The 25,174-nt window shown below is 61.7% G+C and carries 20 protein-coding genes; 12 read left to right on the forward strand and 8 right to left on the reverse strand.

Annotated elements, in window-relative coordinates:
• The first annotated feature begins 21 nt into the window (after positions 1–21).
• A complete protein-coding gene (locus VE009_RS17075) occupies positions 22–1,044 on the forward strand; it encodes a Gfo/Idh/MocA family oxidoreductase (RefSeq protein WP_325009709.1) in 1,023 nt (340 codons plus the stop codon).
• A 72-nt stretch (positions 1,045–1,116) separates the two neighbouring features.
• Here VE009_RS17075 and VE009_RS17080 read toward each other — a convergent pair whose 3' ends face one another.
• A complete protein-coding gene (locus VE009_RS17080) occupies positions 1,117–1,914 on the reverse strand; it encodes a DeoR/GlpR family DNA-binding transcription regulator (protein WP_325009711.1) in 798 nt (265 codons plus the stop codon).
• Between the two features lie 203 nt (positions 1,915–2,117).
• On the opposite strand from VE009_RS17080, the gene VE009_RS17085 reads away from it, so the two are divergent.
• The 9 genes from VE009_RS17085 to VE009_RS17125 are packed head-to-tail and all read left to right on the forward strand — an operon-like array spanning position 2,118 to position 11,713.
• Positions 2,118–3,158, forward strand: coding sequence for an alcohol dehydrogenase catalytic domain-containing protein (locus VE009_RS17085; RefSeq protein ID WP_325009713.1), 1,041 nt, complete (start codon positions 2,118–2,120; stop codon positions 3,156–3,158).
• A gap of 18 nt (positions 3,159–3,176) precedes the next feature.
• Positions 3,177–4,688 (forward strand): xylulokinase, encoded by a 1,512-nt coding sequence (locus VE009_RS17090; RefSeq protein ID WP_325009715.1) that lies wholly within the window; start codon positions 3,177–3,179, stop codon positions 4,686–4,688.
• 13 nt (positions 4,689–4,701) lie between these two features.
• Positions 4,702–5,505 (forward strand): DeoR/GlpR family DNA-binding transcription regulator, encoded by an 804-nt coding sequence (locus VE009_RS17095; RefSeq protein ID WP_325009717.1) that lies wholly within the window; start codon positions 4,702–4,704, stop codon positions 5,503–5,505.
• A 52-nt stretch (positions 5,506–5,557) separates the two neighbouring features.
• The gene (locus VE009_RS17100) at positions 5,558–6,511 is read left to right on the forward strand and encodes a shikimate dehydrogenase (RefSeq protein WP_325009719.1); all 954 of its coding nucleotides are present in this window, start codon (positions 5,558–5,560) and stop codon (positions 6,509–6,511) included.
• Between the two features lie 28 nt (positions 6,512–6,539).
• Positions 6,540–7,139: a glucose-6-phosphate isomerase gene (locus VE009_RS17105; protein ID WP_325009721.1), complete on the forward strand. Its 600-nt coding sequence runs from the start codon at positions 6,540–6,542 to the stop codon at positions 7,137–7,139.
• Positions 7,140–7,152: 13 nt separating this feature from the next.
• Positions 7,153–8,097, forward strand: a complete 945-nt coding sequence (locus VE009_RS17110; protein ID WP_325009722.1) for a phosphoglycerate dehydrogenase — start codon at positions 7,153–7,155, stop codon at positions 8,095–8,097.
• Complete coding sequence (locus VE009_RS17115) at positions 8,094–8,948, forward strand: sugar phosphate isomerase/epimerase family protein (RefSeq protein WP_325009724.1); 855 nt, start codon at positions 8,094–8,096, stop codon at positions 8,946–8,948. The genes VE009_RS17110 and VE009_RS17115 overlap by 4 nt, the downstream gene beginning before the upstream one ends.
• Positions 8,948–10,738 (forward strand): L-fucose isomerase, encoded by a 1,791-nt coding sequence (locus VE009_RS17120; RefSeq protein WP_325009726.1) that lies wholly within the window; start codon positions 8,948–8,950, stop codon positions 10,736–10,738. Before VE009_RS17115 ends, VE009_RS17120 begins: the two co-directional genes overlap by 1 nt.
• 3 nt (positions 10,739–10,741) lie before the next feature.
• Positions 10,742–11,713 carry a hypothetical protein gene (locus VE009_RS17125; protein WP_325009728.1) on the forward strand — a complete coding sequence of 324 codons (972 nt, stop codon included), beginning with the start codon at positions 10,742–10,744 and terminating at the stop codon, positions 11,711–11,713.
• 33 nt (positions 11,714–11,746) lie between these two features.
• On the opposite strand, the gene VE009_RS17130 is transcribed toward VE009_RS17125, so the two are convergent.
• From VE009_RS17130 to VE009_RS17140, 3 genes are all read right to left on the reverse strand, one after another.
• Complete coding sequence (locus VE009_RS17130) at positions 11,747–12,730, reverse strand: zinc-binding alcohol dehydrogenase (RefSeq protein WP_325009730.1); 984 nt, start codon at positions 12,728–12,730, stop codon at positions 11,747–11,749.
• Positions 12,724–13,677 (reverse strand): VOC family protein, encoded by a 954-nt coding sequence (locus VE009_RS17135; protein WP_325009732.1) that lies wholly within the window; start codon positions 13,675–13,677, stop codon positions 12,724–12,726. Before VE009_RS17135 ends, VE009_RS17130 begins: the two co-directional genes overlap by 7 nt.
• Positions 13,678–13,755: 78 nt before the next feature.
• Positions 13,756–15,237 carry an amidase family protein gene (locus VE009_RS17140; RefSeq protein WP_325009733.1) on the reverse strand — a complete coding sequence of 494 codons (1,482 nt, stop codon included), beginning with the start codon at positions 15,235–15,237 and terminating at the stop codon, positions 13,756–13,758.
• A 359-nt stretch (positions 15,238–15,596) separates the two neighbouring features.
• Here VE009_RS17140 and VE009_RS17145 point away from each other — a divergent pair, with 359 nt between their 5' ends.
• Positions 15,597–21,140 carry a fibronectin type III domain-containing protein gene (locus tag VE009_RS17145; RefSeq protein ID WP_325009735.1) on the forward strand — a complete coding sequence of 1,848 codons (5,544 nt, stop codon included), beginning with the start codon at positions 15,597–15,599 and terminating at the stop codon, positions 21,138–21,140.
• Positions 21,141–21,197: 57 nt separating this feature from the next.
• Here VE009_RS17145 and VE009_RS17150 read toward each other — a convergent pair whose 3' ends face one another.
• The 3 genes from VE009_RS17150 to VE009_RS17160 are packed head-to-tail and all read right to left on the reverse strand — an operon-like array spanning position 21,198 to position 22,816.
• On the reverse strand, positions 21,198–21,731 hold the full coding sequence (locus VE009_RS17150) for a chromate transporter (protein WP_325009737.1): 534 nt from the start codon (positions 21,729–21,731) through the stop codon (positions 21,198–21,200).
• A gap of 1 nt (position 21,732) precedes the next feature.
• Positions 21,733–22,314 (reverse strand): chromate transporter, encoded by a 582-nt coding sequence (locus tag VE009_RS17155; protein ID WP_414694888.1) that lies wholly within the window; start codon positions 22,312–22,314, stop codon positions 21,733–21,735.
• Between the two features lie 46 nt (positions 22,315–22,360).
• Positions 22,361–22,816 (reverse strand): Lrp/AsnC family transcriptional regulator, encoded by a 456-nt coding sequence (locus VE009_RS17160; RefSeq protein WP_325009740.1) that lies wholly within the window; start codon positions 22,814–22,816, stop codon positions 22,361–22,363.
• 212 nt (positions 22,817–23,028) lie between these two features.
• Here VE009_RS17160 and trhA point away from each other — a divergent pair, with 212 nt between their 5' ends.
• Positions 23,029–23,667, forward strand: a complete 639-nt coding sequence (gene trhA, locus VE009_RS17165; protein ID WP_325009742.1) for a PAQR family membrane homeostasis protein TrhA — start codon at positions 23,029–23,031, stop codon at positions 23,665–23,667.
• Between the two features lie 616 nt (positions 23,668–24,283).
• Here trhA and VE009_RS17170 read toward each other — a convergent pair.
• On the reverse strand, positions 24,284–25,168 hold the full coding sequence (locus VE009_RS17170; protein WP_325009744.1) for an IS1595 family transposase: 885 nt from the start codon (positions 25,166–25,168) through the stop codon (positions 24,284–24,286).
• Between the last annotated feature and the right edge of the window lie 6 nt (positions 25,169–25,174).

The following is a 25,174-nucleotide window of genomic DNA, read 5'->3' on the forward strand; positions in this document are numbered from 1 at the left end:
TATGATAAAGGATGATTCGGGATGACGGGGAAAACGACGTTGGGCGTTTGCATTATCGGAGCGGGCAGAGCCGGCATGATCCACGCGGTCAATTTTCGGAAAAGCGTACCGTACGCGCGGCTCGTCGCCGTCGCCGATCCGAATATGGAAGCGGCGGCGCGGGCTGCGGCCGAGCTGGAGATCGACCGCTACTACACGGATTATCGCGACGCGCTGGAGGATGCGGCGGTCGACGCCGTCGTCGTCGTCACGCCGACCGCTTTCCACCGCGAAATCGTCGTCGCCGCGGCGGCGGCCGGCAAGCACGTGCTGTGCGAAAAGCCGATGGCGATGAACGAGCGGGAGTGCGACGACATGATCGAAGCGTGCGAGAAGGCGGGCGTGCAGTTGCAAATCGCGTTTATGCGCCGGTTCGACGAAAGCTTCCAGGAAGCGAAGCGGCAAATCGAAGCAGGCGCGATCGGCGACGTCGTTATGGTGAAGTCGCTCACCCGCGGACCGAGCACGCCGCAGCCGTGGATGTACGATTTGAAGAAGAGCAACGGTCCGCTCGCCGAGGTGAACAGCCACGACATCGACACGCTGCGGTGGTTCGCCGGCGCGGACATCGCCGAGGTGTTCGCCGTCGGCGGCAACTTCCGCTGCCCGGACATCCGCGCCGAATTTCCCGATTTCTACGACAACGTTTCGCTGAACGCGAAGTTCGTCGACGGGAAATTGGGGAGCATCGACGGCGCGATGGGCGTCCAGTACGGATACGACAGCCGCGTGGAGATTTTGGGGACGGAGGGCGTCATTTACCTCGGTCAGACGCATGAGCGCACGATCGTCACGGCCGGGAAAGGGAAGGAGCTGCGCCGCCCGTTCATGAACAGCTGGCGCTCCTTATATAAGGAAGCGTATCTTGCGGAGGATACGGATTTCATCGCCTCGATCCGGGAGGGGCGGCCGCCGCGCGTAACCGGCTATGACGGCAAAATGGCGGTGAAAGTCGTCGAAGCGGGCAACGCGTCGCTTCGGCTCGGCGCCGTCGTTAAACTGTAACGGCAAAAAGGCCCGGAGCCGGCGATACGCCGCCGAGCTCCGAGCCTTGTATTACGGTTAACCGTCTAACGCTTACCTGCCTGCGACATGCACTTCGATGCCGTGCTCGGCCAGCTCCTCGAGCGACCGTTCGTCCACGCCGTCGTCCGTGATCAACGCGTCGATTTCGTGGGGCCGCACGAATTGGACGAAGGAGTTTTTCCCGATCTTGCCGCTGTCGCACAGGACGATCACCTGCGTGGCGACCTTCACCATAATTTTCTTGATTTCCGCCTGATTGATATCGGGGGTCGTGCCCCCTTTCTCGACGCTGAACGCGTTCGTGCCGAGGAACACTTTGTCGACGTTCAGCTCCGACAGGAGACCCGCCGCGAACGGACCGATCGTGCAGTGGAATTTCTTGCGCAGCATGCCGCCGATGACGACGACGTTGACGCCTTCGAACGCTTCGAGGCAAAGGGCGATTTCGATGTCGTTGACGATCGCGGTGACGTTGCGCTTATCGCGGAGCAGCTTCGCGAGCTCCATCGTCGTCGTGCCCGTATCCAAAATGATAATATCGCCGTCCTCGATCATGGAAGCGGCTTTGGCGGCGATGCGGCGCTTTTCGGAGAGCCGCTCCACGTTGCGCGCTTGATTGTCCGGCTCGAAGCCCATTTTGACGAAGTCGCTCGGAATGGCCCCGCCGTGGGTGCGCTTCAGCAGCCCCGCCGCCTCGAGATCGCGCAGATCTCCGCGGATCGTTGCCGGGGACACTTTGAAATATTCGATTAAGTCCGGGACGAGCACTTTCTTTTTCTCATTGACCAAACGGACGATTTCCGCTCGCCGCTCCTCGGCGAACAACACTTCGGTAGGCTTGTCGCTCATGGGAAGGCTCCCTTTCGTTCTAGCAATCGTTACAAACTTCCGTAATTATATCATTTGGTGTCGTTTTTAAACAATAGATAAGACAAACGCCAATGAAATGCAAAATTCGATTGACAGATATCGAGTGTTGTCATATGATCTCAATATAATACGAAACGAAAGTAAACGATAAAATTAGAGATTTCGGTTAGGACGTGATGAACATGAAAGCGGCTCGAATGTACGGCGTAAACGACGTGCGCGTCGTCGAAGTTCCGAAACCGGGAATAATGAAGAACGAAATTTTGCTCAAAGTGAAAAGCGTCGGCATTTGCGGAACCGATTTGCGGATGATCCGCAACGGGTTCCCAGGCATCGGGGAGACGACCCCGCGCACGCTCGGGCACGAAATTAGCGGCATCGTCGAGGAAGTCGGGAGCGGCGTGACCGGTTACCGCGTCGGAGATCGGGTGGCGCTCGCGCCGAACATGGGCTGCGGCATTTGCGACGAGTGCGTGAAAAGCGACTATCACTTGTGCGCGAACTATACCGCGGTCGGGGTGCAGCTGGACGGCGGCTTCGCGGAATACGTCGTCATCCCGGAGACGGCGGTGCGGTTCGGCAATTTGGCTCCAATTCCGGAACATGTCTCGTTCGAAGCCGCGGCATTGGTGGAACCGCTGTCATGCGTGTACAACGGCATCCTTCAATGTCCGATTCGACTCGGCGACGACGTGCTGATCATCGGCGCAGGCCCGATCGGCATCATGTACGCCCAGCTGGCGAAACGTTCCGGAGCGTCACGCGTGTTCGTGACGAATCGGTCGCCGCAACGCCTAAGTTTGTGCAACGAGATCGATCCCGAGCTCATTACGATCGAGCATGAGCACCTGAAGGAGGAGATCCTCGAGCGGACGAACGGTCGAGGCGTCGACATATGCGTCACGGCGAACGCTTCGCCCGAGGCGCAGCAGCTGGCGGTGGAGCTGACGGGGATGCACGGCCGGATTAATTTCTTCGGCGGGCTGCCGAAGGCGAGGGAGAACGTCGCGATCAACACGAACGTTATCCATTACAAGCAGATCGTCGCGACCGGTTCGACGAAAGCGAACAACCATCATTTCCGCAAAACGCTTCGCTTCATCGCGACCGGCATCGTGGACGCGGAGCGGCTCGTTTCGGCGAAATTCCCGATCGAACGGATGGACGAAGCGCTGGCGTACGCGATGAGCTCGCAAGGCATCAAAACGCTGATCACTTTTTAACGCGGAGGCCGACATTCGATGAAATACGTCATTAGCGCCGACATCGGCACGCAAGGAACGAAGACGGCGGTCGTCGGCGAAGACGGGAGAATCGTTGCAAGCGCGTTCCGGCCGTCGAATTTGATTCGCGGGGAAGGCGGCGTCGTCGAGCAGGACCCGGAGGAGATGTTCCGCTCCGTCACGGACGGCATCCGCGAGGCGCTCGAGGCGAGCGGCGTCCCGCCGGAGTCCGTCGCGGCGATCGGACTGGACGGCCAGATGGCCGGCATTCTCGGCATCGGACGCGACGGGAACGCCGTCACGCATTACGATTCGTGGCTCGACGTCCGCTGCGAGAAATATATCCCGGCCATGAAGGCTTGGGGCGAAGAAGAGCTGATCCGCATCACCGGCTGCCCGGTCAGTTACGCGCACGGGCCGAAGAAGCTGTGGTGGAAGCATGAGCGCCCCGAGACGTATCGGGACATCGCCAAATTCGTCGTCCCGAGCGCGTACGTCGCCGGCCGTCTGGCTGGCCTCGGCGCGGATCAAGCGTTCATCGACTATACGCATCTGCACTTCTCCGGCTTCGCCGACGTCGAGAGGATGAAATGGTCGCAGACGCTGCTGGACGCCTTCGGCATCGACCGGGAGAAAATGCCGAACATCGTGAAGCCGTGGGACGTCGTCGGCGAGCTGACGAAGCGGTGGGCCGACGAGACCGGCCTTCCTGCCGGCGTGAGAATCGTCGCCGGCTGCGGCGACACCGCGGCGGCGACGTTCGGCGCGGGGCTCGTACGGCCGGGTCAATGGCTCGACATCGCGGGTACCGCGTCGGTGCTGACGTGCGTCGTGGATCGGTACCGCCCCGACGCCGAGACGAAGACGCTGCTCTACGCGCGCTCCGTCGTGCCCGGCTTGTGGGCGCCGCTCGCGTACATCAGCGGAGGCGGCGAATGCCTCGCCTGGTTCCGCAAGCTCGTGTCTCCGGACGCGGGGCCGGGGCATTCGTTCGACGAGCTGAACGCTTTGGCGGAGTCGGCGCCGCCGGGCAGCGACGGGCTGCTGTTCGTGCCGCATTTCGGCGGGCGGACGTGTCCGAACAACACCGATCTGCGCGGCAGCTGGATCGGGCTCAATTGGTCGCACGGGAAGGCAGCGATGTACCGGGCGATCCAAGAATCGATCGCGTACGAGTACAAGATGTACTTGGGTACGCTCGAGAAGCTCGTCGGCGGCATCGATTACGAGCAGGGCACCGTCGTCGGCGGCGGGGCGAGCGGCCATGTGTTCAACCAGATCAAATGCGACGTGCTCGGCCTTCCGCTGCGCACGATGAGCCGGCAGGATTCGGCGCTCGTCGCGAACGCGGTCGTCGCCGGCTACGGCGTCGGGCTGTTCCCCGACCTTGCGGGGACCGTTACGTCCTTCGTTTCGTTCGGCGCCGCATATCGGCCCGACCCGGACCGGCACGCGAAGTATGAAGCGTACGCCCGCACGTACCGCAAAGCGGTCGACGCGCTGATCGACCTGTACGGCAGTTTGAAGTAACGGGGGGACGCCTGTGGATCAAGCGGCGAGCGGCTCCTTGTTCGCGGAGGAGCGAAAGAAGCATATCGTCGAAGCGGTGCGCAGCCGCCGCAAGGTGCTCGTGTCCGAGCTCGTCGAACGGTTCGACGTCTCGCCCGCCACCGTGCGGAACGACCTGCGCGAGCTGGAGCGGCAGGGCGTGCTGCGACGGACGCACGGGGGCGCGATCGACGCGGAGCTCGAACCGCCGAAGGCGGGCTACGAGCCGGACAACGCCGCGAAGGTCGCCGTCCGGCTCGCGCAGAAGCGCGCGATCGCTAGGCAGGCGCTCGCGTTCGTCGAGCCCGGCGACATCATCGCGCTCGATTCGGGCACGACGATGCTGGAGTTCGCCCTCCTGCTCGAGCACGCGCGCGACCTTACGGTCGTCGCCTGCGACCTTGCGATCGCGCGATGTCTCGAGCCGTTCGAGGGCGTGAACGTCATCGTCGTCGGCGGCGGCTTGCGGCGCGGCCACAGCTGCACGACCGGTCCGCTGGCGGTGCAGCTGCTGCAGGAGCTCGGCGTGGATAAACTGTTCCTCGCCACGAACCACCTCAGCCCGGAGAAGGGCTGCACGACGCCGAACATCGCGCAGGCCGAGGTGAAGAAGGCGATGATCGCGATCGCATCCCGCGTGTACCTGCTTTGCGACAGCGCCAAATTCGGCACCAACTCGATGGTGCAATTTTGCCCGGTGTCGGAGCTGGACGCGCTTATTACGGATGCCGAGGCGGACGAGGAAGCGCTGGCGCGGTTCCGCAAGGCGGGCTGCGAGACGATCGTCGCCGCCGTTTGAATCACAATGCACCACGCTGCACGTTATGAAAAGAAGAAAGGGGTTGGATGCCGTGCCATACGCGGCGAACGAGAAGCCGACGTTTTACTTTATCGGGGTGACGACCGGCCAATCGTCCATTATGAAGCTGTTCCCGCTCTGGGCCGAGGCGCTCGGGCTCGGGGACGCGCAAATCAAAGGGATGGACATCGAAATACATGCCGATCCGGAGAAGTACCGCGAGGCCGTGTCGTTTATCAAGAACGATCCGATGTCGCTCGGGGCGCTCGTCACGACGCACAAGATCGATTTGTATCACGCGGCGAAAGATTTGTTCGACGAGCTCGACGAATACGCCGTCATGTTCGAGGAGCTGTCGTCCATTTCGAAGAAAGACGGCAAGCTGATCGGGGCCGCGAAGGACCCGATCTCGAGCGGCCTCGCGATGGAGGCGTTCATCCCGGAGACGTTCTGGGAGAAGGGCGGCGAAGCGTTCCTGATGGGCGCCGGCGGCAGCGCGCTCGCGATCAGCTCGTACTTGACGAGGAAAGATCACGGCTCTCGCGTGCCGTCGAAAATCGTTATCAGCAACCGAAGTCAGGCGCGGCTCGACTCGGCGGAAAAGCTGCTAAGCCGCATCGACACGCAGGTCCCGTTCGAGTACCGACTGTGCCCGGCGCCGGAGGACAACGACAAGGTGCTGCGCGAGCTGCCGCCGCATTCGCTCGTCGTGAACGCGACCGGCCTCGGCAAAGACCGCCCGGGCTCGCCGCTCACCGACGACGCCGTATTCCCGGCGGGCAGCCTCGTCTGGGAGCTTAACTACCGCGGCGACCTGAAGTTCATGCATCAGGCGAACGCGCAGAAGGAGCGCCAGGCGCTCCACGTCGAGGACGGCTGGGTGTATTTCCTTCACGGCTGGACGCAGGTTATTCAGGACGTGTTCCGCATCCGCATCGAAGGGCCGACGTTCGACAAGCTGGCGGAGATCGCGCTGCAGCTCCAGAAGGGGCAAATCCAGCGGTAATTTTAACGGAATAAAGGGGGACCGCGCCATGAGCGCAAACCATCAAGCGAATTCGACGCTCGAAGCGTTGAAGCCGTTCGCGGTGTACTTCAGCCTGAATAACGGTCTGTCGAACACGAAGCCTTCGATTAAACGTCACCTTTCCCAGATGAAAGGCATGTACGCCGACGACGAAGCATACGAGGCACTGATCAAGGAAGGCAACCCGCTCTTATATGAATTTTACGACCTCGGCGTGCCGGAGGCGCCCGGCAATTTGGCATTCGGCACGAGCATCGTCTATCCCGGCAAGGTCGGGAACGAGTATTATATGACTAAGGGACATTATCATACGATTTTGGATACGGCCGAAGTGTATTACTGCATCGGCGGCCAAGGCCTCATGCTGATGGAAACCCCCGAAGGCGATTGGGACGCGCAGGAGTTTACGCCGGGCAAAGCGGTGTACGTGCCGGGGCGGTACGCGCACCGCAGCATCAATACCGGAACCGAGCCGCTGATCACCTTCTACGTATTCCGCGCGGACGCGGGCCACGACTACGGATCGATCGAGACGAAAGGGTTCCGCAACATCGTCGTCGAGCGAGACGGTCGCCCCGAGATCATTGCCAACCCGAAATGGGCGTAAGGGGGCTGCAGCGATGAGCTTGTCGGTATTCGTAACGCCTCGGTCGTTCGGCAAGCATAGTTCCGCCCCTTTGGACCTGTTGAAGGAGCGGGGGCTGGACGTACGGACGAACCCGTACGGCCGCATTCTGACGAAGGAAGAAATGATCGCGTCGGTCGGCGACGCCGACGCGATCATCGTCGGGGTCGATCCGCTCGACCGCGACGTGCTCGAGCGGGCGCCGCGGCTTCGCATCATCGCGAAATACGGCGTCGGCACCGACAACATCGACCTCGCGTATGCGGCGTCGCGAGGCATCGCCGTGACGACGACGATCGGCGCGAATACGGAAGCGGTTGCAGACTATACGTTCGCGCTTATGCTCGCCGCCGCCCGGAAGGTTGTGCCGATCGACCGCGGCTGCCGCGGGGGCGACTGGAGGAAGTTGACGACTGTGGACGTGTACGGTCGGACGCTGGGGCTGATCGGCCTCGGCAACATCGGCAAGGCCGTCGTCCGCCGCGCCGCAGGCTTCGCGATGAACGTCGTCGCGTTCGACGCCGTTCGGGACGAAGCGTATGCGGCGGCGAACGGCGTGACGTACGTCGACGCCGTCGACGAGGTGCTGGCGACATCCGACTTCGTGTCGCTGCACGTGCCGCTCACGGAGCGGACGCGGCACATGATCGGCGCCCGCGAGCTCGCCCTTATGAAGCCGACCGCGGTGCTCGTCAACACGGCGCGCGGCGGGCTGATCGACGAAGACGCGCTGTACGAGGCTTTGCGGAGCGAAGCCATTTGGGGCGCCGGCGTCGACGTGTTCGAGCAGGAGCCGCCGGAAAACACGGCGTTGTTCGAGCTGACGAATCTCGTCATCGGGTCGCACTGCGCCGCTTCCACGGTGCAGGCGATCGACAATATGGGTATCATGGCCGCACGGCATGTGATCGATCATTTATGCGGGGTGAGCAAATCATGAAATTAGGGATTCATGCATACGCTTGGTGTTCGCAGTGGACGAACGAAACGCTGGATTTGATCGACCGGACGAAATCGCTCGGGCTCGATTTCATCGAAATTCCGCTCATGGCGCTTGAAACGTACGACGCGGCCGCCATCAAACGGCGCCTCGAAGACACCGGAATGGACGCCGTCACGTCGACCGTGCTGCTGCACGGCACCGACATTACGAGCGAAGACCCGGCCGTTCGCAGGAACGGCGTCGAATACTTGAAAGCCTGCGTGCGCGCGACCGCCGACATCGGCAAGACGAACCTCTCCGGCGTGCTGTACTCCCAGCATGTGAAGGAGACGAACAAGCGTCCGGCCGAGCAGGAGTGGGAGTGGGCGGCGGACGCGCTGCGGGAGGCGGCGAAGTTCGCGCAGGATTACGGCGTCGCGCTCGGCCTCGAGCCGGTCAACCGATACGAGTCGAACATGGTGAACACGTGCGAACAGGCGCGCCGGCTGAAGGAGATGGTCGGGGAGCCGAACGTGAAAATTCACCTCGACACGTACCACATGAATATCGAAGAGAAGAGCTTTTACGAAGCGACGAAGGCGGCCGGCGGCGATCTGATTCATTACCATTTGTGCGAAAACGACCGCGGCATTCCGGGCACCGGCCTCGTCGACTGGGACGGCATTTTCCGCGCGCTCGGCGAGATGAACTACCAAGGCTACGCCGCGCTCGAGTCGTTCGTCGACGTCACCGATAACATGAAAACGTGGGTGTGGAGACAGCTCGCTCCGAACGGCGATACGCTCGTCCGGGAAGGGGTCGCCTTCATCCGATCCATGATGAAAAAACACGGCTTGGGGGATGCGTAATGGCGGATATGGCACATCGATACGACGGCGGCTTCCCGAAGATCGGCATTCGGCCGATCGTCGACCGCCGGAAGCTGGTCAAGGCGGCGTTGAAGGACGTCACGATGAATTTGGCGCTGGAAGCCGCCCGGATTTTGTCGGAGACGCTTCGCTACCCGGACGGCAGCCCGGTCGAATGCGTCGTGAACGACGTCTGCATTTCGGGACATAAAGAAGCGGCCGACTGCGCGGCGAAATTCGCGAAGGAAGGGGTCGGGGTGATCGTCACCGTTGCCTTGGGCTGGTGCTACCCGCTCGAGACGATGGAGACGAATCCGCAGCTGCCGCACGCGATTTGGGGCTTTAACGGCACGGAGCGTCCCGGCGCGGTGTATCTCGCGGCGCTGCACGCGGCGCATAACCAAAAGGGCGTCCCGGCGTTCAAAATTTACGGCAGAGAGGTGCAGGACCTCGACGACAACACGATTCCGGAAGACGTGCAGGCAAAGCTGCTCCAGTTCGCCCGGGCGGGTCTCGCGGCGGCGCTGCTGCGCGGCAAGTCGTACTTGTCCATCGGCTCGGTGTCGATGGGCATCGCGGGCTGCATCGTCGACGAATCGTTTTACCAGCGATACCTCGGCATGAAGAACGCCTACGTCGACATGACCGAAGTGACGCGGCGCATCGACAAGGGCATTTACGACCACGAGGAATTCGGCCGCGCGCTCGCTTGGGTGCGGGAGAACTGCAAGGAGGGCCCGGACCCGAATCCGACGGACATGGTCATCCCGGATGCGCAGAAGGAGAAAAACTGGGAGACGGTCGTCAAAATGGCGCTCATCGTCCGCGACCTCATGATCGGTAACCCGAAGCTCGCGGAGATGGGCTTCGAGGAGGAAGCGTACGGCTACAACGCGATCGCGTCCGGCTTCCAAGGTCAGCGCGAGTGGACGGACCACTTCCCGAGCGCCGATTTCCTCGAGGCGATCCTGAACAGCTCGTTCGACTGGAACGGCGCGCGCGAGCCGTACATCGTCGCGACGGAGAACGACAATTTGAACGCGGCGACGATGCTGTTCAATCATTACCTCACGAACACGGCGCAAATTTTCGCCGACGTTCGGACGTACTGGAGCCCGGAGGCGGTCGAACGCGTGACGGGACGCCGGCTTGAGGGGCTCGCTGCGAACGGCATCCTGCATTTGATCAACTCCGGACCGGCGGCGCTCGACGGCACCGGGGAGCAGACGCGGGACGGTCAGCCGGTCATGAAACCGCATTGGGACATTACGCCGGAGGAGATCGACCGCTGCCTTAAAGCGACATCCTGGCGTCCGACCTACATGGACCAGTTCGCGGGCGGCGGCCACTCGACGGACTACCTCACGCGCGGCGGCATGCCGGTGACGATGTCCCGCATCAATTTAGTGCACGGCGTCGGCCCGGTGCTGCAGCTTGCCGAGGGCTACACGGTGGACTTGCCGGAGGACGTGCACAAGAAGCTCGACGAGCGGACGACGCCGACGTGGCCGACGACGTGGTTCGCGCCGATTTTGATCGAAGGCGACCCTGTGTTCGACGACGTGTACAGCGTCATGGAGCATTGGGGGTCGAACCATTGCGCGATCAGCTACGGCCACATCGGCGCCGACCTCATCACGCTCGCCAGCATCCTGCGCATTCCGGTCAACATGCACAACGTCGGGGCGAAGCGCGTGTTCCGCCCGAGCGCATGGAGCGCGTTCGGCACGAAGGATCTCGAGGGCGCCGATTACCGCGCCTGCGCGGCGTTCGGCCCGCTGTACGGGTAACCGATGGCGGCCTCGCGCGCAATCCGAACCGTCCGCGGTCCGGTCGAGCCGGAACGGTTCGGGTTTTGCCACAGCCACGAGCATTTGTTCCTCGCGAACGGCCATCCCGCGACGCTGAACCCGGCGCTGCGCATCGACGATTACGAGCTGACGCTCGAGGAGTTGCGCTCGTTCCGCGCGGCGGGCGGCCGCGCGATCGTCGACGCGCAGCCGCTCGGCTGCGGCCGGATGGAGGCGGAGCTCGTCCGCGTCTCGCAGGAAGCGGACGTGCACGTCGTTGCCTCGACCGGGTTTCACAAGCTTGCGTTTTACAAGGAGAACCATTGGATTCGCAGACTGTCCGCCGATGCGCTGCGGGACGTGTTCGTGCACGAGCTGCGGCACGGCTTGTTCGTCGGCACGGATAGCGCCGAGCCGGACGCGTCCGCGACGGTCGCGGCGAAAGCCGGCCAAATCAAGACGGCCGTCGACGCGGAGCGCATGGCGGACGCCGACAAGCGCTGGTTCGAGGCGGCGGCCGCCGCCTCGCTCGCGACCGGCGCGCCGATCATGTGCCACACGGAGAGCGTGGAGCAGGGGGAATGGCTGGTAGAGTTTTACCTCTCCCGCGGCGTCCCCCCGGAACGCATCATCGTGTGCCACCTCGACCGCGCGCTGGAGCGCCCCGAGTCGCATCGCCGGCTCGCCGCGCGGGGCGTGTATCTCGAGTACGATACGATCGGCCGGTTCAAGTACCATAGCGACGAAGCGGAAGCGCGGTGGATCGCGGACATGCTGGCCGGCGAATTCGCCGATCGGTTGCTGCTCGGTCTCGATACGACGCGGGCGCGCTTGCGATCGTACGGGGGAGAGATCGGGCTGACGCACATGATCGATGTTTTCCTGCCGCTGCTTCGTACGTACGGCGTCGAAGAGGCGCATATCGCGCAAATGATGGTCGTCAATCCGGCGAACGCGTTCGCCATGCCGACGTAAACAAGCCGTCCGGGCTTCCCGGACGGCTTGTTGCTATTCCGCGAAAGTTCGCCAATCGAATACCGTGGCGATCTTCTCGCGTTCGCGCCGGTCGATGCGGCGGTACACGTCTTCGGCGTCGCGGGGGTCGACGGTTTCGTACAAATCGTCGACGCGCAGCCGCCCATCGGCAAGCCAGCGCAGCGCCGCCGCTTTGCTGCCCATGACGCTCGGCTGCCCTTCTCGCTCGGCATGCAGCGGGATTTCCCACTCCCAGCCGCTGCGAAGGCGGACGTACCGGTGAAACACGAGGCTGATGAGTTCATGCGCCGTATGCTCGCTCCGCTGCGTCCACGGCACGCCGATCAAGACGACCTCGCCGTTCGGGTGAACCGTGCGGCAGCCGTCGATGACGTCCTGCTCTTTACCGCTGCAGTCAAGGAACAGCGATACGCGGCCCGCGACGGCGGGGTCGTCGACCGGAATCCGGTCGTACACGGCGCCTGCGCCGAACGACCGCGCAATCGCGCGGCGTTCTTCTGACGCATCGGCGGCCGCGACCTCGTAGCCCGTCAAGCGGCACACCTGCGCGGTCATCTGGCCGATGAGGCCGAGGCCGTTGACGAAGGCGAGCTGCGGCGGCCGGGCGGCGGTCGTCGCGATCGCGGTCATCGCCATGTTCGCCATGCGCGCGAACACGGCGATGTCCGGCGCGAGCCCCGCAGGCACCTTCAGCGCCTCCTTGCGCGGCAGCCGCTGGTACGATTGGTGCGGGGCCATCGCGTATACGTAATCGCCCGGCGCGACGTCGGTAACGGCGGAGCCGACCCGCTCGACCCGGAAGACGCAGCAGTAGCCCGGATAGAACGGCTCGGCGCGCTCCTTGCGGTACAGGGCGATTTCCGTGCCGGCGCTGAGCAGGCTGACGACGGTCGGCCCGGCGATGTCGTGCTCGCCGAGCGGCTCGTCGTTCGATTCGTACGTTTCGAACGCGGCGTACCGGGAGCGGGGGACGACGATGCGGGCGCGCGTTACCATCGTTCGAGGAGCTCCAAGTTCGTCTTCAGCGACGCCTTCGCGTCGAGGTACGTATACGCGCCGCCCGCGAACTCGCCGCGCTGCGTCACCGCGATGCCGCGCGCTTCCAACGCGGGGAGCCGCTCCGGCACCTGCTTCACGTGATCGAACGCCAGATGGTGGAAGCCTTCGCCGTTCGCTTCCAGATCGTTCCGCCATACGCTCGTTCCGCCGTCCGGTTGAATAAGCTCGATTTGGATCGAGCCCATGTCGACAAGGTAGATAAGCGCCTGTCCGTCGGCCGGCTTCCCGAGGTACGTCGTGCGCGACTCTTCGTACGGCGCGGTGCGGAACGACTTGGTCGGCGCTCCGAACAGCTCCGCGTACGCGGCCGCCGTGCGGGCGGCATCCTCGACGAGGAAGCCGAGGTGCACGATCCGCTTCGTGCCCAGCGCGTTATCTTCCGTCGGGTCCGTCGCGGCGCTGTCCCAATTGCCGACGTTCCCAGCGGGCGCGGGGGCGTCTTCCTCCAGCAGCTCCACGATGGCGCCGAGGCGCGCTGCCGTATCCAAGCAAGCGTACCGTCCGCCGGCGAACTCGCCCTTCTGCAGCACGTCGATGCCGAGCGCCTCGAGCTGCGCCAGCTTCTCGCGCATCCCCGTCACCTTCACGGCGAAATGATGGAACCCTTCGCCGGACTGCTCCAGAAAGTCTTTCCAACCGCTTTCCCCTTCGTCGGGCTGCATAAACTCGAGCTGCAGCGATGCCGTCTGCAAGAACGCGAGCTTCGCCCGCCCGTCGGCAAGGCGCCCAAGGTACGTCATTTGCGTCGCCTCGACCGGGTCGGTCCAGATGCAGAACGGAGGCGCGAGCCGGAAAAATTCGGCGTACGCGTTCGCGGTCGCTTCGGCGTCCTTCGCGATGAAGCCAAGCTGGCAAATCGAAGCGCTTCCAGATAATACCGCCATCGAATGAGTCCCCCATCGTCATAAATTTTCGGATGTTTCACCTCCATTCTAGTACAAAATCCTTTCGTTAACAATCATTTATTGTTGTTTGTCATCGAACACTGGCGACTTTCGGTGCATTGTAGCTTGCTCGTACGCATAGGCGATCCGGAACAGCGTCGGCTCCGAGAACGCTCGACTCGTAAACGTCAGACCGAACGGCTTGCCGTCCGCCCGATATCCGGCAGGAACCGTAATCGAAGGATAGCCGGCTTTCGCCGGAGCCGCGACTCCGGTATGGCCGGGGGAAAGAATCGCGTCCAACCGATACTTCTCCACGAACGCATCGATGCCGCTTCTCCTGGAGTTTTCGAGATCGCGCATTTTCGTCAGGATGTATTCCGGCTCGGTCAGCGTTCCGCTCGTACGCTCGGCTTCGATGAGCAGGTGCTGCCCGTAGAGCGCCACGCCCGGGTTGTGCATCCGGTTGAAGGCGATCAAATCTTTCAACGAATGGACGGGCACGTGCGGACCGAGCCGGCTCAAGTAATGGTTGAAAGCCGGTTTGAATTCGTAGATCAGCACGGTCAAATCCCACTCCTGCCGCTCCAGTCGGCTCAGGTCTTCGATTTCGACCAAGACGGCGCCCAGCTTCTCGATCACTCCGAGCTCTCGTTCCAACAGCCGCTTCTCCTCGCCGCGCAGGTCGGGATAATGCGCGTTCTTCGGGATGCCGATGCGGGCGCCCCGCAGACCGTCTTCGCGCAGATACGGCCTGAAGTCTGCGACGGCGCGGCCGAGGCCGATCCGGGTCGCGTCATCCCGCTCGTCGAACCCCGCAATCGCGCCGAGCAGCGCCGCCGCGTCCGCGACGGTACGCGTCATCGGGCCGACCGTGTCGTGGGTCGGGGCGAGCGGGACGAGGCCGTCTCGACTGACGAGCCCGATCGTCGGGTTGAGTCCGACGATCGAATTTTCGACCGACGGGTTGATGATGGAACCGAGCGTTTCCGTCCCGAGGGCGACCGCGGTCAAATTCGCCGACACGGCCGCCGCCGAACCGCTGCTCGAGCCGCCGACGTCGAAGAGGCCCGGCCCGTATGGATTGCGGACGACGCCGCCGCGCGAGCTGTACCCGTTCGGCATGCGCAGCGACACGAATTTCGCCAGCTCGCTCATGTTCGCTTTGCCCAGCAGGACGGCGCCCGCCTGGCGGAGCTTCCCGGCGACGAAAGCGTCGCGGGGCGCATACGAATCGGCCAACGCCAGCGCCCCCGCGCTCGTATGCATCCGATCCCCGGTCTCGATGTTGTCCTTGAGCAGCACGGGGATGCCGTGCAGCGGACCGCGCGGACCGCGAACCGCTCGCTCGCGATCCATCGCCTCGGCGATGACGAGCGCGTCCGGATTGATTTCGAGCACGGCGTTCAGCCGCGGTCCGTTTTTATCGAGCGCGGCGATTCTCTGAATATACTGCAGCACCAATTCTTTCGAAGAGACAACGCCCGCGTCCATTCCCCGCTGCAAATCGTCGATCGTCGCTTCTTCCAAACCGTCGAACAACATCGCTTCCGTTCCCATTCCGCATCTCCTTTTCGCACACGCAAAAAAGCGCAAAAGCGCTGTTTCCTAGCTTAACCCGTTCGGCGCCCGTTTACGCGCTGGAAGCGGCCGCGTGCAGCCCTTATAACCGTCGACTATGGATCCTCTTTCGCGGTCCCTTCACCGCCTCGGAAATACGAGATTTCCTTGGAAATCGCGGCGTTCGACGCATTGCGGGGGCGTTCGAGCAATTTTGCCGAATCGAACGAGGGTCAAAATGCAAGCGCATTCAAAACACCGGTTTTGTTGCCGATCTGCTCGGTTTTTTACCTCTGAAAATGGAAGCGTCCGCGCTATGATGAGGTCGAAAATCTATCATGATGGAAAGAGGGAATGGAATGAGGAGCAAAGGTCTGATCGGCAAGTATCGCAGGTGGTTCGCCAGCATCATCGCTTTCGCGTTGGTTTGCACGACGATCGTCGGCACGGCGCCTCCCGCCAAGGCGGAGGAAGCCGGAGCCGGTATCGAGCTCCGTTTCGATTTCGGCACGGCGACCAGTCCGGTCCAAAGCGGCGCGCTGCAGGTGCACGAGTCGTTGTTGTACACGGCCGATCGCGGCTACGGGCTCGATCGAATCATCGCGTCGCGCAACCGTTCCGGCGGGGACGACTGGACCAACGATTTCGTCCTGGGCGTCGAATACACGTTCATGGCGGATGTCCCTAACGGGGAGTACGACATAACCGCCTATTCCGGCGACTTGCTCGAAGGAACGTCGTCGACGCGTACGAACATTACGCTCGAAGGCGCCGCCGCCGGATCGATCTCGTCTCGTCAGGCGGTTACGCAGGCGACGTTCCGTACGACCGTGCAGGACGGGCAGCTGACGGTAGGCGTCACCGGCTCGGGTGTGGGCGGGTATTTGAACGGATTGATCGTTAAAACCGCCGTGCCGACGCCGCCGCCGGCGCCCGCATCGCTCGTCGTCGCCGGCATGACCGTCGCGGGCGAGCCGTCGGTGACGCTGCAGTGGAGCACGGTGACCGAGGCCGTGTACTACCAACTGTACCGCTCGGCTTCCGACGCCGTTCCTCCGGCTCCAGTCGCGCGTACGAGCGAATTGAGCTACACGGATCAGGATGTCGTCGAAGGCGGTACCTATACATACCGGGTTAGCGCTGTAAGCGCTTCAGGACTCGAGTCCGAGCCGAGCGCTCCGGTCACGGCGACGCTCACGCAGACGTCCGGTCCGGCAGAACCGCTGCCGGAAGCGCTGCCGCTCCGCTTCGATTTCGGTCCGGGCGCCGTCGAAGAAGGCTACTTCGCCGTTCGCGGAGAGACCGCCTACAACGCGGAACTGAAGTACGGGTTCGCGAATCCGTCGATGGTCAGCTCTGCGGACCGCGCAACGCCGGACGCCCTTCGCGCCGACTTCGTCTCGCCGGCGGGCACGCCGTTCCTGCTCGACTTGCCGGCAGGGGATTACAAAATCACCGTCGTCGCGGGCGACGCCGAAGCGACGACCAACATCGGCGTGAAGGCGGAATCGATCACGAAAATTCCGGTTGTCGACCGCGCGGCCGGCCAATACTTGGAACAGTCGTTCGACCTTGCGCTCGTCGACGGTCAACTGACGTTGGAGCTGCTCGGCACATCGCCGAAGCTGAACGCGCTCGTCATCGAGAAGCTGCCGGAGCGTTCTCCGGGGGAGAGACCGACCGTGTACCTCGCGGGCGACTCGACCGTCCAAACATATGACGAGTACTGGAAGCCGGAAGCCGGCTGGGGGCAAATGATTCCGCGTTACTTCACCAACGACGTCGCGTTCGATAATCGCGCGATCGGCGGACGCAGCTCCAAATCGTTCCAGTTCGAAGGGCGTCTCGACGCCATTTTGCTCGACGCGAGGCCCGGCGATTACTTGATGGTCCAGTTCGGCCACAACGACGCGACCGTCAGCGTTCCGGAGCGGTACGCTTCCGTGCCGGATTACAAGAACTATCTGAAAACGTACGTCGCCGGCGCGCGTCAGCGCGGAGCGACGCCGATCCTGGTGACGCCGGTCGGACGGCGCGATTTTAACCCGGAAACGGGCAAGTTCAACGTCAGCTTCCCGGATTACGTCGCAGGCATGAAGGAAGTGGCGCAAGAGTTGAACGTGCCGCTCGTCGATTTGAGCGCGCTCAGCGTCGCGTATTACAACGAGATCGGGCCGGAGGCGACGATGGCCGTGTTCCTCTATACGGAGCCGGGCATGTATCCGGCGTTTCCGAACGGCTCGCAGGACAATACGCACTTCCAAGAATACGGCGCGATCCAGATCGCCCGGCTCGTCTCCGTCGGCGTGAAGGCGCTGTCCGGCGTTCCGCTCTCGAATTACGTCACGGACGTCGAACCGCCTGCCGCAGTGCCGGCCAAGCCGACGGGGCTCGTCGCGAGCAACGTGAGCAACGCGGGCGCGACGCTCGCATGGAACGCGGTGGAGGGCGCGGACATCTATAAAATTTACCGCAAACGGGCGGCCGACGAGGCGTACGCATTGATCGGCACCTCGACCGTCCCGACGCTCAGCGTCATCGGCATGACGGAGGGCGAGACGTACCACCTGCGGGTGAGCGCGGTGAACGGCAAAGGGGAATCGGAGCCGTCCGACGCCGTCGTCGTCCGCATGAAACAGGCGACGATCAAATTCGATTTCGGCCTCGCGAACTCTCCGGTCGCCGCCGGTTATACGGGCGTCAATTTGTCAACCGTCTACTCGCAAGAGCGCGGCTACGGCATCGTCAATCCTCAGGGAATGATCGGGCGCGACCGCGGCACGGGCGGCGATCTGCTCCGCGATTGGCTCGGATATTTCAACGTCGGTTGGCAATTCGACGTCGACGTGCCGAACGGCTTGTACTCGGTAAAAGTGTACGTCGGCGATTATTCCGGCAGCGCCCGCACGACGGTTGCCGTCGAAGGCCAAGACTACGGGCAAGTGTCCGCGCCGCGCAACAATATCGCGGAGAAAATCATCCCGACCGTCTCCGTCAAGGACGGGCGAATGAACTTCCGCTTCGCCGGCTCGACAGGCATCGTGAACGGCCTTGAGATTACGCCGATTTTGGCGGCGCCGGCCAACCTACGCATCGATTCGCTCGACCTCGACCCGGAACAGCCGTCGGCGACGCTGCTTTGGGACCCGGTCGACGACGCGGCGCAATATCGGGTGTATAAACGCATCGAAGGAGCGAAGCAAGCGGAGCTCGCGGGCGTAACGTCCGCAACGTCGTTCTCGGATACGGCGATGGACGTCGGCTTGCAGTACGAGTACTCGGTTTCGACCGTCGACCACGCGGGTACGGAGACGGTGCCGTCGTCGCCGCTGCTCGTGCCGATGTTCGACCCGAGCCAACCGGTTCCGGCCGTTCCGAGCAACCTGCGTCTTGGCGCGGTGAACAAAAACGACCTGACAATCGAATGGGATTCCGCGGATGGAGCATATTCCTACGTCGTGTACCGCGCTAAGAAGGCGGACGGCCCGTACGCGCTCGTCGGCCGGACGAAGGAGCCGCGTTTTACGGACACAACCGTGCTCACGACGATCCGCTACTACTACAAAGTCGCTTCCGCCGGATTGGGCGGGAAATCCGGCTTCTCGGAGCCGATCGAAACGCCGGCCGTCACCGTGCTCAAGCGCCAGATGGAGACGCTCGACCGCGCCCCTGTCGCGATCGCGACCGAGCAGGGCGTCTATATCGGATGGCGCAAGCTCGGCCTCGACCCGGCGAACATCGCCTTCGCGTTGTACCGCGACGGCAAGAAAATTACCGGCGAGCCGATCGAAGGCGCGACGAATTGGCTTGACCGGGAGGGGACCGCGGCATCCGTGTACCAGCTGTACACCGTCGTCGACGGCGTCGAAACACCGGCGACGCAACGATTCGGCGTTTGGCAAAAGCAGTACTTGTCCGTCCCGCTCGACAAACCGGCGGACGGCGTCACGAAAGACAATCAGCCGTATACGTACCACGCGGGCGATGCCAGCGTCGGCGACCTGGACGGAGACGGAACCTACGAAATCGTGCTGCTGTGGAACCCGAGCAACGCGAAGGACAACTCGCAAGCGGGATACACAGGCATCGTCTATATGGACGCGTATAAGCTGGACGGAACGAGACTGTGGCGAATCAATCTCGGACCGAACATTCGCGCCGGCGCGCACTACACCCAATTCATGGTGTACGATCTCGACGGCGACGGGAAATCGGAAGTCGCGTTCAAAACAGCCGACGGCACCGTCGACGGCGTCGGCAACGTCATCGGCCGAGCCGGCGTCGATCACCGGAACAGCAGCGGATACGTCCTTCAGGGCGCCGAGTATATAACGGTCTTCGAAGGCGCGACCGGCAAGGCGCTCGCCACGGCCGAATACGATCCGCCGCGCGGCGACGTATCGTCTTGGGGCGACTCGTACGGCAACCGGGTGGACCGCTTCCTCGCGGCCGTCGCGTACCTCGACGGGGAACGCCCGAGCCTCGTGATGAGCCGCGGCTATTATACCCGCACGGTGCTTGCCGCCTACAACTACCGGGATGGCCAGCTGACGAAGCTGTGGCGCTTCGACACGAACGACGAGGGCAACGGCGGCTACGCCGGCCAAGGCAACCATAACTTGTCCATAGGCGACGTCGACGGGGACGGCAAAGACGAAATCAGCTTCGGCGCGATGGCGATCGACGACGACGGCACCGGTCTGTACACGACCGGCCTCGGCCACGGCGACGCGATGCACCTCGGCGATCTCGATCCGGACCGCCCGGGACTCGAACTGTTCGACGTGCACGAGCACGCCGACTCGCCGTACGGCATGGAAATGCGCGATCCCGCCACGGGCGAGGTATTGTGGGGCGTTCGCACCGGCGTCGACACCGGCCGCGGCATGACGGCGGATATCGATCCCCGCCATTTGGGCGAAGAGGCGTGGAGCGCGACGATCACGAACGAACAGCAGGTGCAGATTACCGGTTTGTATAACGTAAAAGGTGAGCGGATCAGCTTGAACATTCCGACGTCGACGAACTTCGGCATTTGGTGGGACGGCGATCTGCTCCGCGAACTGCTTGACGGCATCCGAATCGACAAGTGGGATTACGAGTCTGAAACGACGCAAAACGTTCTAACGGCAACCGGCAGCGCGTCGAACAACAGTACGAAGGCGAATCCGAGCCTCCAAGCCGATTTGTTCGGCGATTGGCGGGAAGAGGTCGTCTGGCGGGCGGCGGATAGCAGCGAACTGCGCATTTACTCGACCACGGACGTAACGGAGCACGGTCTCCGAACGCTGATGCACGACCCGATCTACCGACTCGGCGTCGCGTGGCAGAACGTCGGCTACAACCAACCGCCGCACACCGGCTACTACCTTGGCGTCGGCATGACCGAGCCGGCTGCCCCGAGCATCTACCTGACCGCAGCGAACTTGCCGGACATCGAACCGCCGACGATTGTTTTCCAGTCGGCCGACGGAGCGACGTACGGCGTCGCCGATCTCGTCCCGCTCGGGTGCGAAACGACCGATGCGCAATCCGGCATCGTTTCCTCCGACTGCGATCCGAACGCCGCCGCATTCGGTTACGAGTTGGGCGGGGGCACGCACGTCCTGACCGCCCATGCGACGGACGCGGCCGGCAACGCCGCGCAGGCGTCGATCACGATCCATGTCGCGGTCGACTTCGAAGGCGTCATCGCATTGACGCGAAGCTTCGTCTCTTCCGCAGACGTCGAATCGTCGCTGATCGAGAAGCTGCAAGCGGCTCAGGCGGCGGACGCGCGGGGCAACGGGCAAGCGAAAGAGGGGCAGCTGGGGGCGTACATGAACCAGCTGAAGGCGCAGACCGACAAGGCGATCGCCCCCGAGCAGGCGAGCGTCCTCGCCGAACTCGCCCGACAACTATAACCATAACGTTTATAACGCAACGCAAAAACCACTCGGCGCCGCCGAGTGGTTTTCCATTTACGATAAAAACACGCCGCCGTACACGAACGCGCCGACGATGACGAACGCGGGGTGAATGCGTCGGACCTGCATGAAATAGAAGGCGACGGCTGCGATACCCAAAAACTGCAATATGCCGATCATCTGAACCGATTCCCACGAGCTCTCCCACGTCACCAGCAGCATCATGACGGCGATGACGGGCTGCACGAGCAGCGTCATGCCTTTCACCGCCGGCGACTGCTTATACTTTTGCAATAGATTCAACAGCAAAATCAGGGCGATCGCGGAAGGAGCGACCGTCGCGACAATCGCGATCACAACCCCGATCCATCCGGCGACATCATATCCTACGTAAGAAGCGATCTTCGTGGCGATCGGGCCCGGCAGCGAGTTCCCGAGCGCCAGTACGTTCGTAAACTCCGCGCTCGTCAGCCAGCCGTTGTTCGGCACGACTTCTTGGTACATCAACGGGATCGAGGCGGGACCGCCGCCGTATCCGAACACGTTCGCCAGGAAAAAGCCGAGAAACAATTCCCACCATTCCGACATATCAGCCTTCTCCTTTCTGCGTCCGCCGGTCGTTCCATCGCGCTTTCACCCTATGATGGATGGAGCCGTACGTCAGGAACGCGGCGATCACGATCGCTGGATGGAGCGCGGCGAACTGCAGCAGCGCGATCGAAACCGCGAATAACGCGATGCCTAACGCGACGCCTAGCCCTTTCACCGCTTTTTCCCCAAATTCGTACGACATCACGCCGAGCATGACCGCGATGACGGGGACGACGGCCGAAATCATGCCTTTCACGACCGGAGACGTGCTGAAGAACGTAATAAACGCGTACAGTCCGACCATGGCGGCGCTTGTCGGCACGATGTGGCTGAGCAGTCCGATCAATGCCCCGATTACGCCTTTCTGCCGGTATCCCAAATAGGCGGATAGCTTCGTGGCGATCGGGCCGGGCAGGGCGTTCGCGATCGCCAGCACTTCGCCGAATTCTTCATCCGACATCCAGCGATAACGCGTCACCGCCTCGTACCGGATCAAAGGCACGATGGAAGGACCGCCGCCGTACCCAAGAATGCCCGTGCGGCACATGGCGACGCCGATTTGCAAGTATGGATTATTCATCATTAGGGCAGTACTGCTCCTTTCCGTGAATCGATTCGCCAATCCGTTATAACCGGATGCCCATACGGCTTTTGTAGCGTTTGATCAGCACTTGGCAATCCACGCTGACGACGCCTTCGAGCGGGTACAGCTTATGCTGAAGAAAACCTTCCATTTCTTCATGCGACGCGAACAACCCGTGCATATGCAGCTTGCTCGGCCCCGACATATGGTACAAACTCGTTACCTCGGGTTCGGAGGCAAGGCGGTCCGCCACGCTCATCAAATGGCGCGGTTCCACGTCCACATTAAAAAAGGCGGACACCGTCAGCCCGAGCCGCTCCGGATTCAAAATGCAAGCGAACCGCTCGATCGTACCGTTCTCGACCAGCGCGTTCAACCGAGTTTGCACGGCAACGCGGGACAATCCGACGCTCTTTGCCAAGTCCGTATAGGACGCTCTCCCATCCTGGGACAAAATTGAAATCAGCTTCCGGTCGATGTCATCGATAGTCGGCATCATACGTTTCGTATCACCTTTTTCCAATATTGTGTGCAAAACGTAATTAATAAAAATAAAATCCTTTCGATACGTAAGAATATACGCCGATTTGAAAAGACTTTCAATCTTTTTTCGGGAATCATTTCCTTGCGATCGGGAACAATGAAGGTTGGCATTTCCGGTACGCAGACGTATGTTGCTATAATGGATACAATCGAACGGAGGTGGAGCGTATGGTAAATACGTATGTGTACTCGAGGCGGGAAGAATTCGTCAATGCGCTCACGCATGGGCTCGGGGCGGTGTTCAGCCTCGTCGCGCTCATCTTGCTCGTCGTGTTCGCAAGCTTGAAGGGGACGGCTTGGCATATCGTCAGTTACTCTGTGTACGGGGTAACGATGCTGCTATTGTACACCTCTTCGACGCTGGTGCACGCTTTCCCGGAAGGCAAGTTGAAAGACTTATTCGAAACGTTCGACCATTCCTCGATCTACTTGTTTATCGCCGGCACGTACACGCCGATTCTGCTTACGCTGCTCCGCAGTCCGCTCGGTTGGTCATTGTTCGGCGTCGTTTGGGGCATGGCCATTGGCGGGGTCGTGTTCAAAGCGTTCTTCACCAAAAGGTTCTTGTACTGGTCGACCTTCGGCTACATCGCAATGGGGTGGATGATCATCTTCATGTGGAAGCCTTTAGTCCGCGCAGCCAGCCCCGAAACCTTGTTTTGGCTGGTCGTCGGCGGCATTTGCTACACGCTGGGATCCGTTTTTTACGTCTGGCGTGGGTTTCCGCATCACCACGCGGTTTGGCATATATTCGTCCTCGCCGGCTCCGCCGCGCATTTCGCCTCGATTATGTTCATGCTGCCTTAGAAGTCTTCCTATATGTATGGGGTGAGGGCACGCCGATGCTTTCGCCCTTTTTTCTCCGCTTTCCCTTGACCGGCGATTGGAAGCCCGAACGCTCAGGCACTCTGGGGCGCTGCTCGGCGGTCATGTGTTTCCTTTTCCCGTGCCTAACCCCGCTTTCCCTTAGTTCAGTAATAGGTGGCCCGAACGCTCAGGCACCTCTGGGGCGCTGCTCGGCGGTCATGTATTTCCTTCTCCCGCGCTTATCCCCGCTTTCCCTTAGCTCAGCAATAGGAGGCCCGAACGCTCAGGCACTCTGGGGCGCAGCAGCTTGGCGATCGTGTGTTTCCTTCTCCCGTGCTTATCCCCGCATTCCCTTGGCTCAGCAATAGAAGGCCCGAACGCCCAGGCACAAAGGGACGCTGCTCGGCAATCGTGTGTTTCCTTTTCCCGTGCTTATCCCCACTTTCCCTTAGCTCGGTAATAGGAGGCTCGAACGCTCAAACACTGTAGGCGCGCTCGATGGTCCTGTTTTTCCTTCCCTTTCCTATTCCCACATTCCCTTGCCTTAGCAAAGGAGGAATGTAAATTTTCGTAAGCAGGTTGCAACCGTGATTCGCGCTAATTTTTGCATAGATCGTTACACCGCCTGTACGCCGATGCCGAAAAGGGAACATGCCGCACATTCGTCCGGGCAGATGTTGGCGGCGCGCAGAGGGGGAGTCTTGCGCTCGGCGCGAAGAAAACAAACGTCTAACCATTGCTGCCGCTGATTCATGCGAAGCTTTGCCCCGTTCCAGCGAAAGCAATATTCATCTAAATAGGACTGCAAAGAAGCGGCGCCTAAGCCATGGAAGAGACGGCTCAACCATCTACGGGCCTCTTGGAAACATTGGTACAGAGGTTCATTGATATTCATTTTCGCGTACGGAACGAATTCCGATATTGAGCAAGGGTCGACGTGTCGTTCGAAGAAGGTGTCCTTCCCTTCGCGGGTAAGCCGTTTCATACCGTTCAAATGACCTCTGGGAACGCTGTGAAGTTTGATTTCAACCGGTTCCCCCGTCAGATGATCGACAGATGCACCGATAACGACGGCATGCTGGCGCGGTTGATGGACGTACAGGAGAAAGTAGCGAGGTCCCAGAAATTCCAATCCGGCTCGAACATAACCGTCCAGGCGGCGTGAAGCCTCCAGATTGCTTATTGCGCGGCGAAAACTGCGGAGCATGCCCCATGCGCTTTTATAAGAAATTCGGATGGCGGCAGAAAGCTGTACCACGTTGACTCCCCCGGTGCTGGACAGCAGTTCGATGGCCTGAGCCCATTTGCCCAGCGGAGTGCGGCTGCGCTCCATGACAGTGCCGGCGGTAAGGGTCGTTTGGTGTTTGCATAAGCCGCACTGGTATAGCGGAAGTCTTCGAGTCGAAATCGTCGTGCATTCGCGATGGCCGCAACGAGGACAGCGATACCCGCCGGGCCATTTCTGATCGTAAAAATAGCGATATGCCGATTTGTCGTCCATTTCTTA

It is taken from the genome of Paenibacillus sp. (assembly GCF_035645195.1).
In the GTDB taxonomy this organism is placed as follows: Bacteria; Bacillota; Bacilli; order Paenibacillales; family YIM-B00363; genus Paenibacillus_AE.

Excerpts from the sequence above, each read along its gene's own strand:
- VE009_RS17075 (WP_325009709.1), top strand. The coding sequence starts at position 22 with ATGACGGGGAAAACGACGTTGGGCGTTTGCATTATCGGAGCGGGCAGA.
- VE009_RS17080 (WP_325009711.1), bottom strand. The coding sequence starts at position 1,914 with ATGAGCGACAAGCCTACCGAAGTGTTGTTCGCCGAGGAGCGGCGAGCG.
- VE009_RS17085 (WP_325009713.1), top strand. The coding sequence starts at position 2,118 with ATGAAAGCGGCTCGAATGTACGGCGTAAACGACGTGCGCGTCGTCGAA.
- VE009_RS17090 (WP_325009715.1), top strand. The coding sequence starts at position 3,177 with ATGAAATACGTCATTAGCGCCGACATCGGCACGCAAGGAACGAAGACG.
- VE009_RS17105 (WP_325009721.1), top strand. The coding sequence starts at position 6,540 with ATGAGCGCAAACCATCAAGCGAATTCGACGCTCGAAGCGTTGAAGCCG.
- VE009_RS17110 (WP_325009722.1), top strand. The coding sequence starts at position 7,153 with ATGAGCTTGTCGGTATTCGTAACGCCTCGGTCGTTCGGCAAGCATAGT.
- VE009_RS17115 (WP_325009724.1), top strand. The coding sequence starts at position 8,094 with ATGAAATTAGGGATTCATGCATACGCTTGGTGTTCGCAGTGGACGAAC.
- VE009_RS17120 (WP_325009726.1), top strand. The coding sequence starts at position 8,948 with ATGGCGGATATGGCACATCGATACGACGGCGGCTTCCCGAAGATCGGC.
- VE009_RS17125 (WP_325009728.1), top strand. The coding sequence starts at position 10,742 with ATGGCGGCCTCGCGCGCAATCCGAACCGTCCGCGGTCCGGTCGAGCCG.
- VE009_RS17130 (WP_325009730.1), bottom strand. The coding sequence starts at position 12,730 with ATGGTAACGCGCGCCCGCATCGTCGTCCCCCGCTCCCGGTACGCCGCG.
- VE009_RS17135 (WP_325009732.1), bottom strand. The coding sequence starts at position 13,677 with ATGGCGGTATTATCTGGAAGCGCTTCGATTTGCCAGCTTGGCTTCATC.
- VE009_RS17140 (WP_325009733.1), bottom strand. The coding sequence starts at position 15,237 with ATGGGAACGGAAGCGATGTTGTTCGACGGTTTGGAAGAAGCGACGATC.
- VE009_RS17145 (WP_325009735.1), top strand. The coding sequence starts at position 15,597 with ATGAGGAGCAAAGGTCTGATCGGCAAGTATCGCAGGTGGTTCGCCAGC.
- VE009_RS17150 (WP_325009737.1), bottom strand. The coding sequence starts at position 21,731 with ATGTCGGAATGGTGGGAATTGTTTCTCGGCTTTTTCCTGGCGAACGTG.
- VE009_RS17155 (WP_414694888.1), bottom strand. The coding sequence starts at position 22,314 with ATGAATAATCCATACTTGCAAATCGGCGTCGCCATGTGCCGCACGGGC.
- VE009_RS17160 (WP_325009740.1), bottom strand. The coding sequence starts at position 22,816 with ATGATGCCGACTATCGATGACATCGACCGGAAGCTGATTTCAATTTTG.
- trhA (WP_325009742.1), top strand. The coding sequence starts at position 23,029 with ATGGTAAATACGTATGTGTACTCGAGGCGGGAAGAATTCGTCAATGCG.
- VE009_RS17170 (WP_325009744.1), bottom strand. The coding sequence starts at position 25,168 with ATGGACGACAAATCGGCATATCGCTATTTTTACGATCAGAAATGGCCC.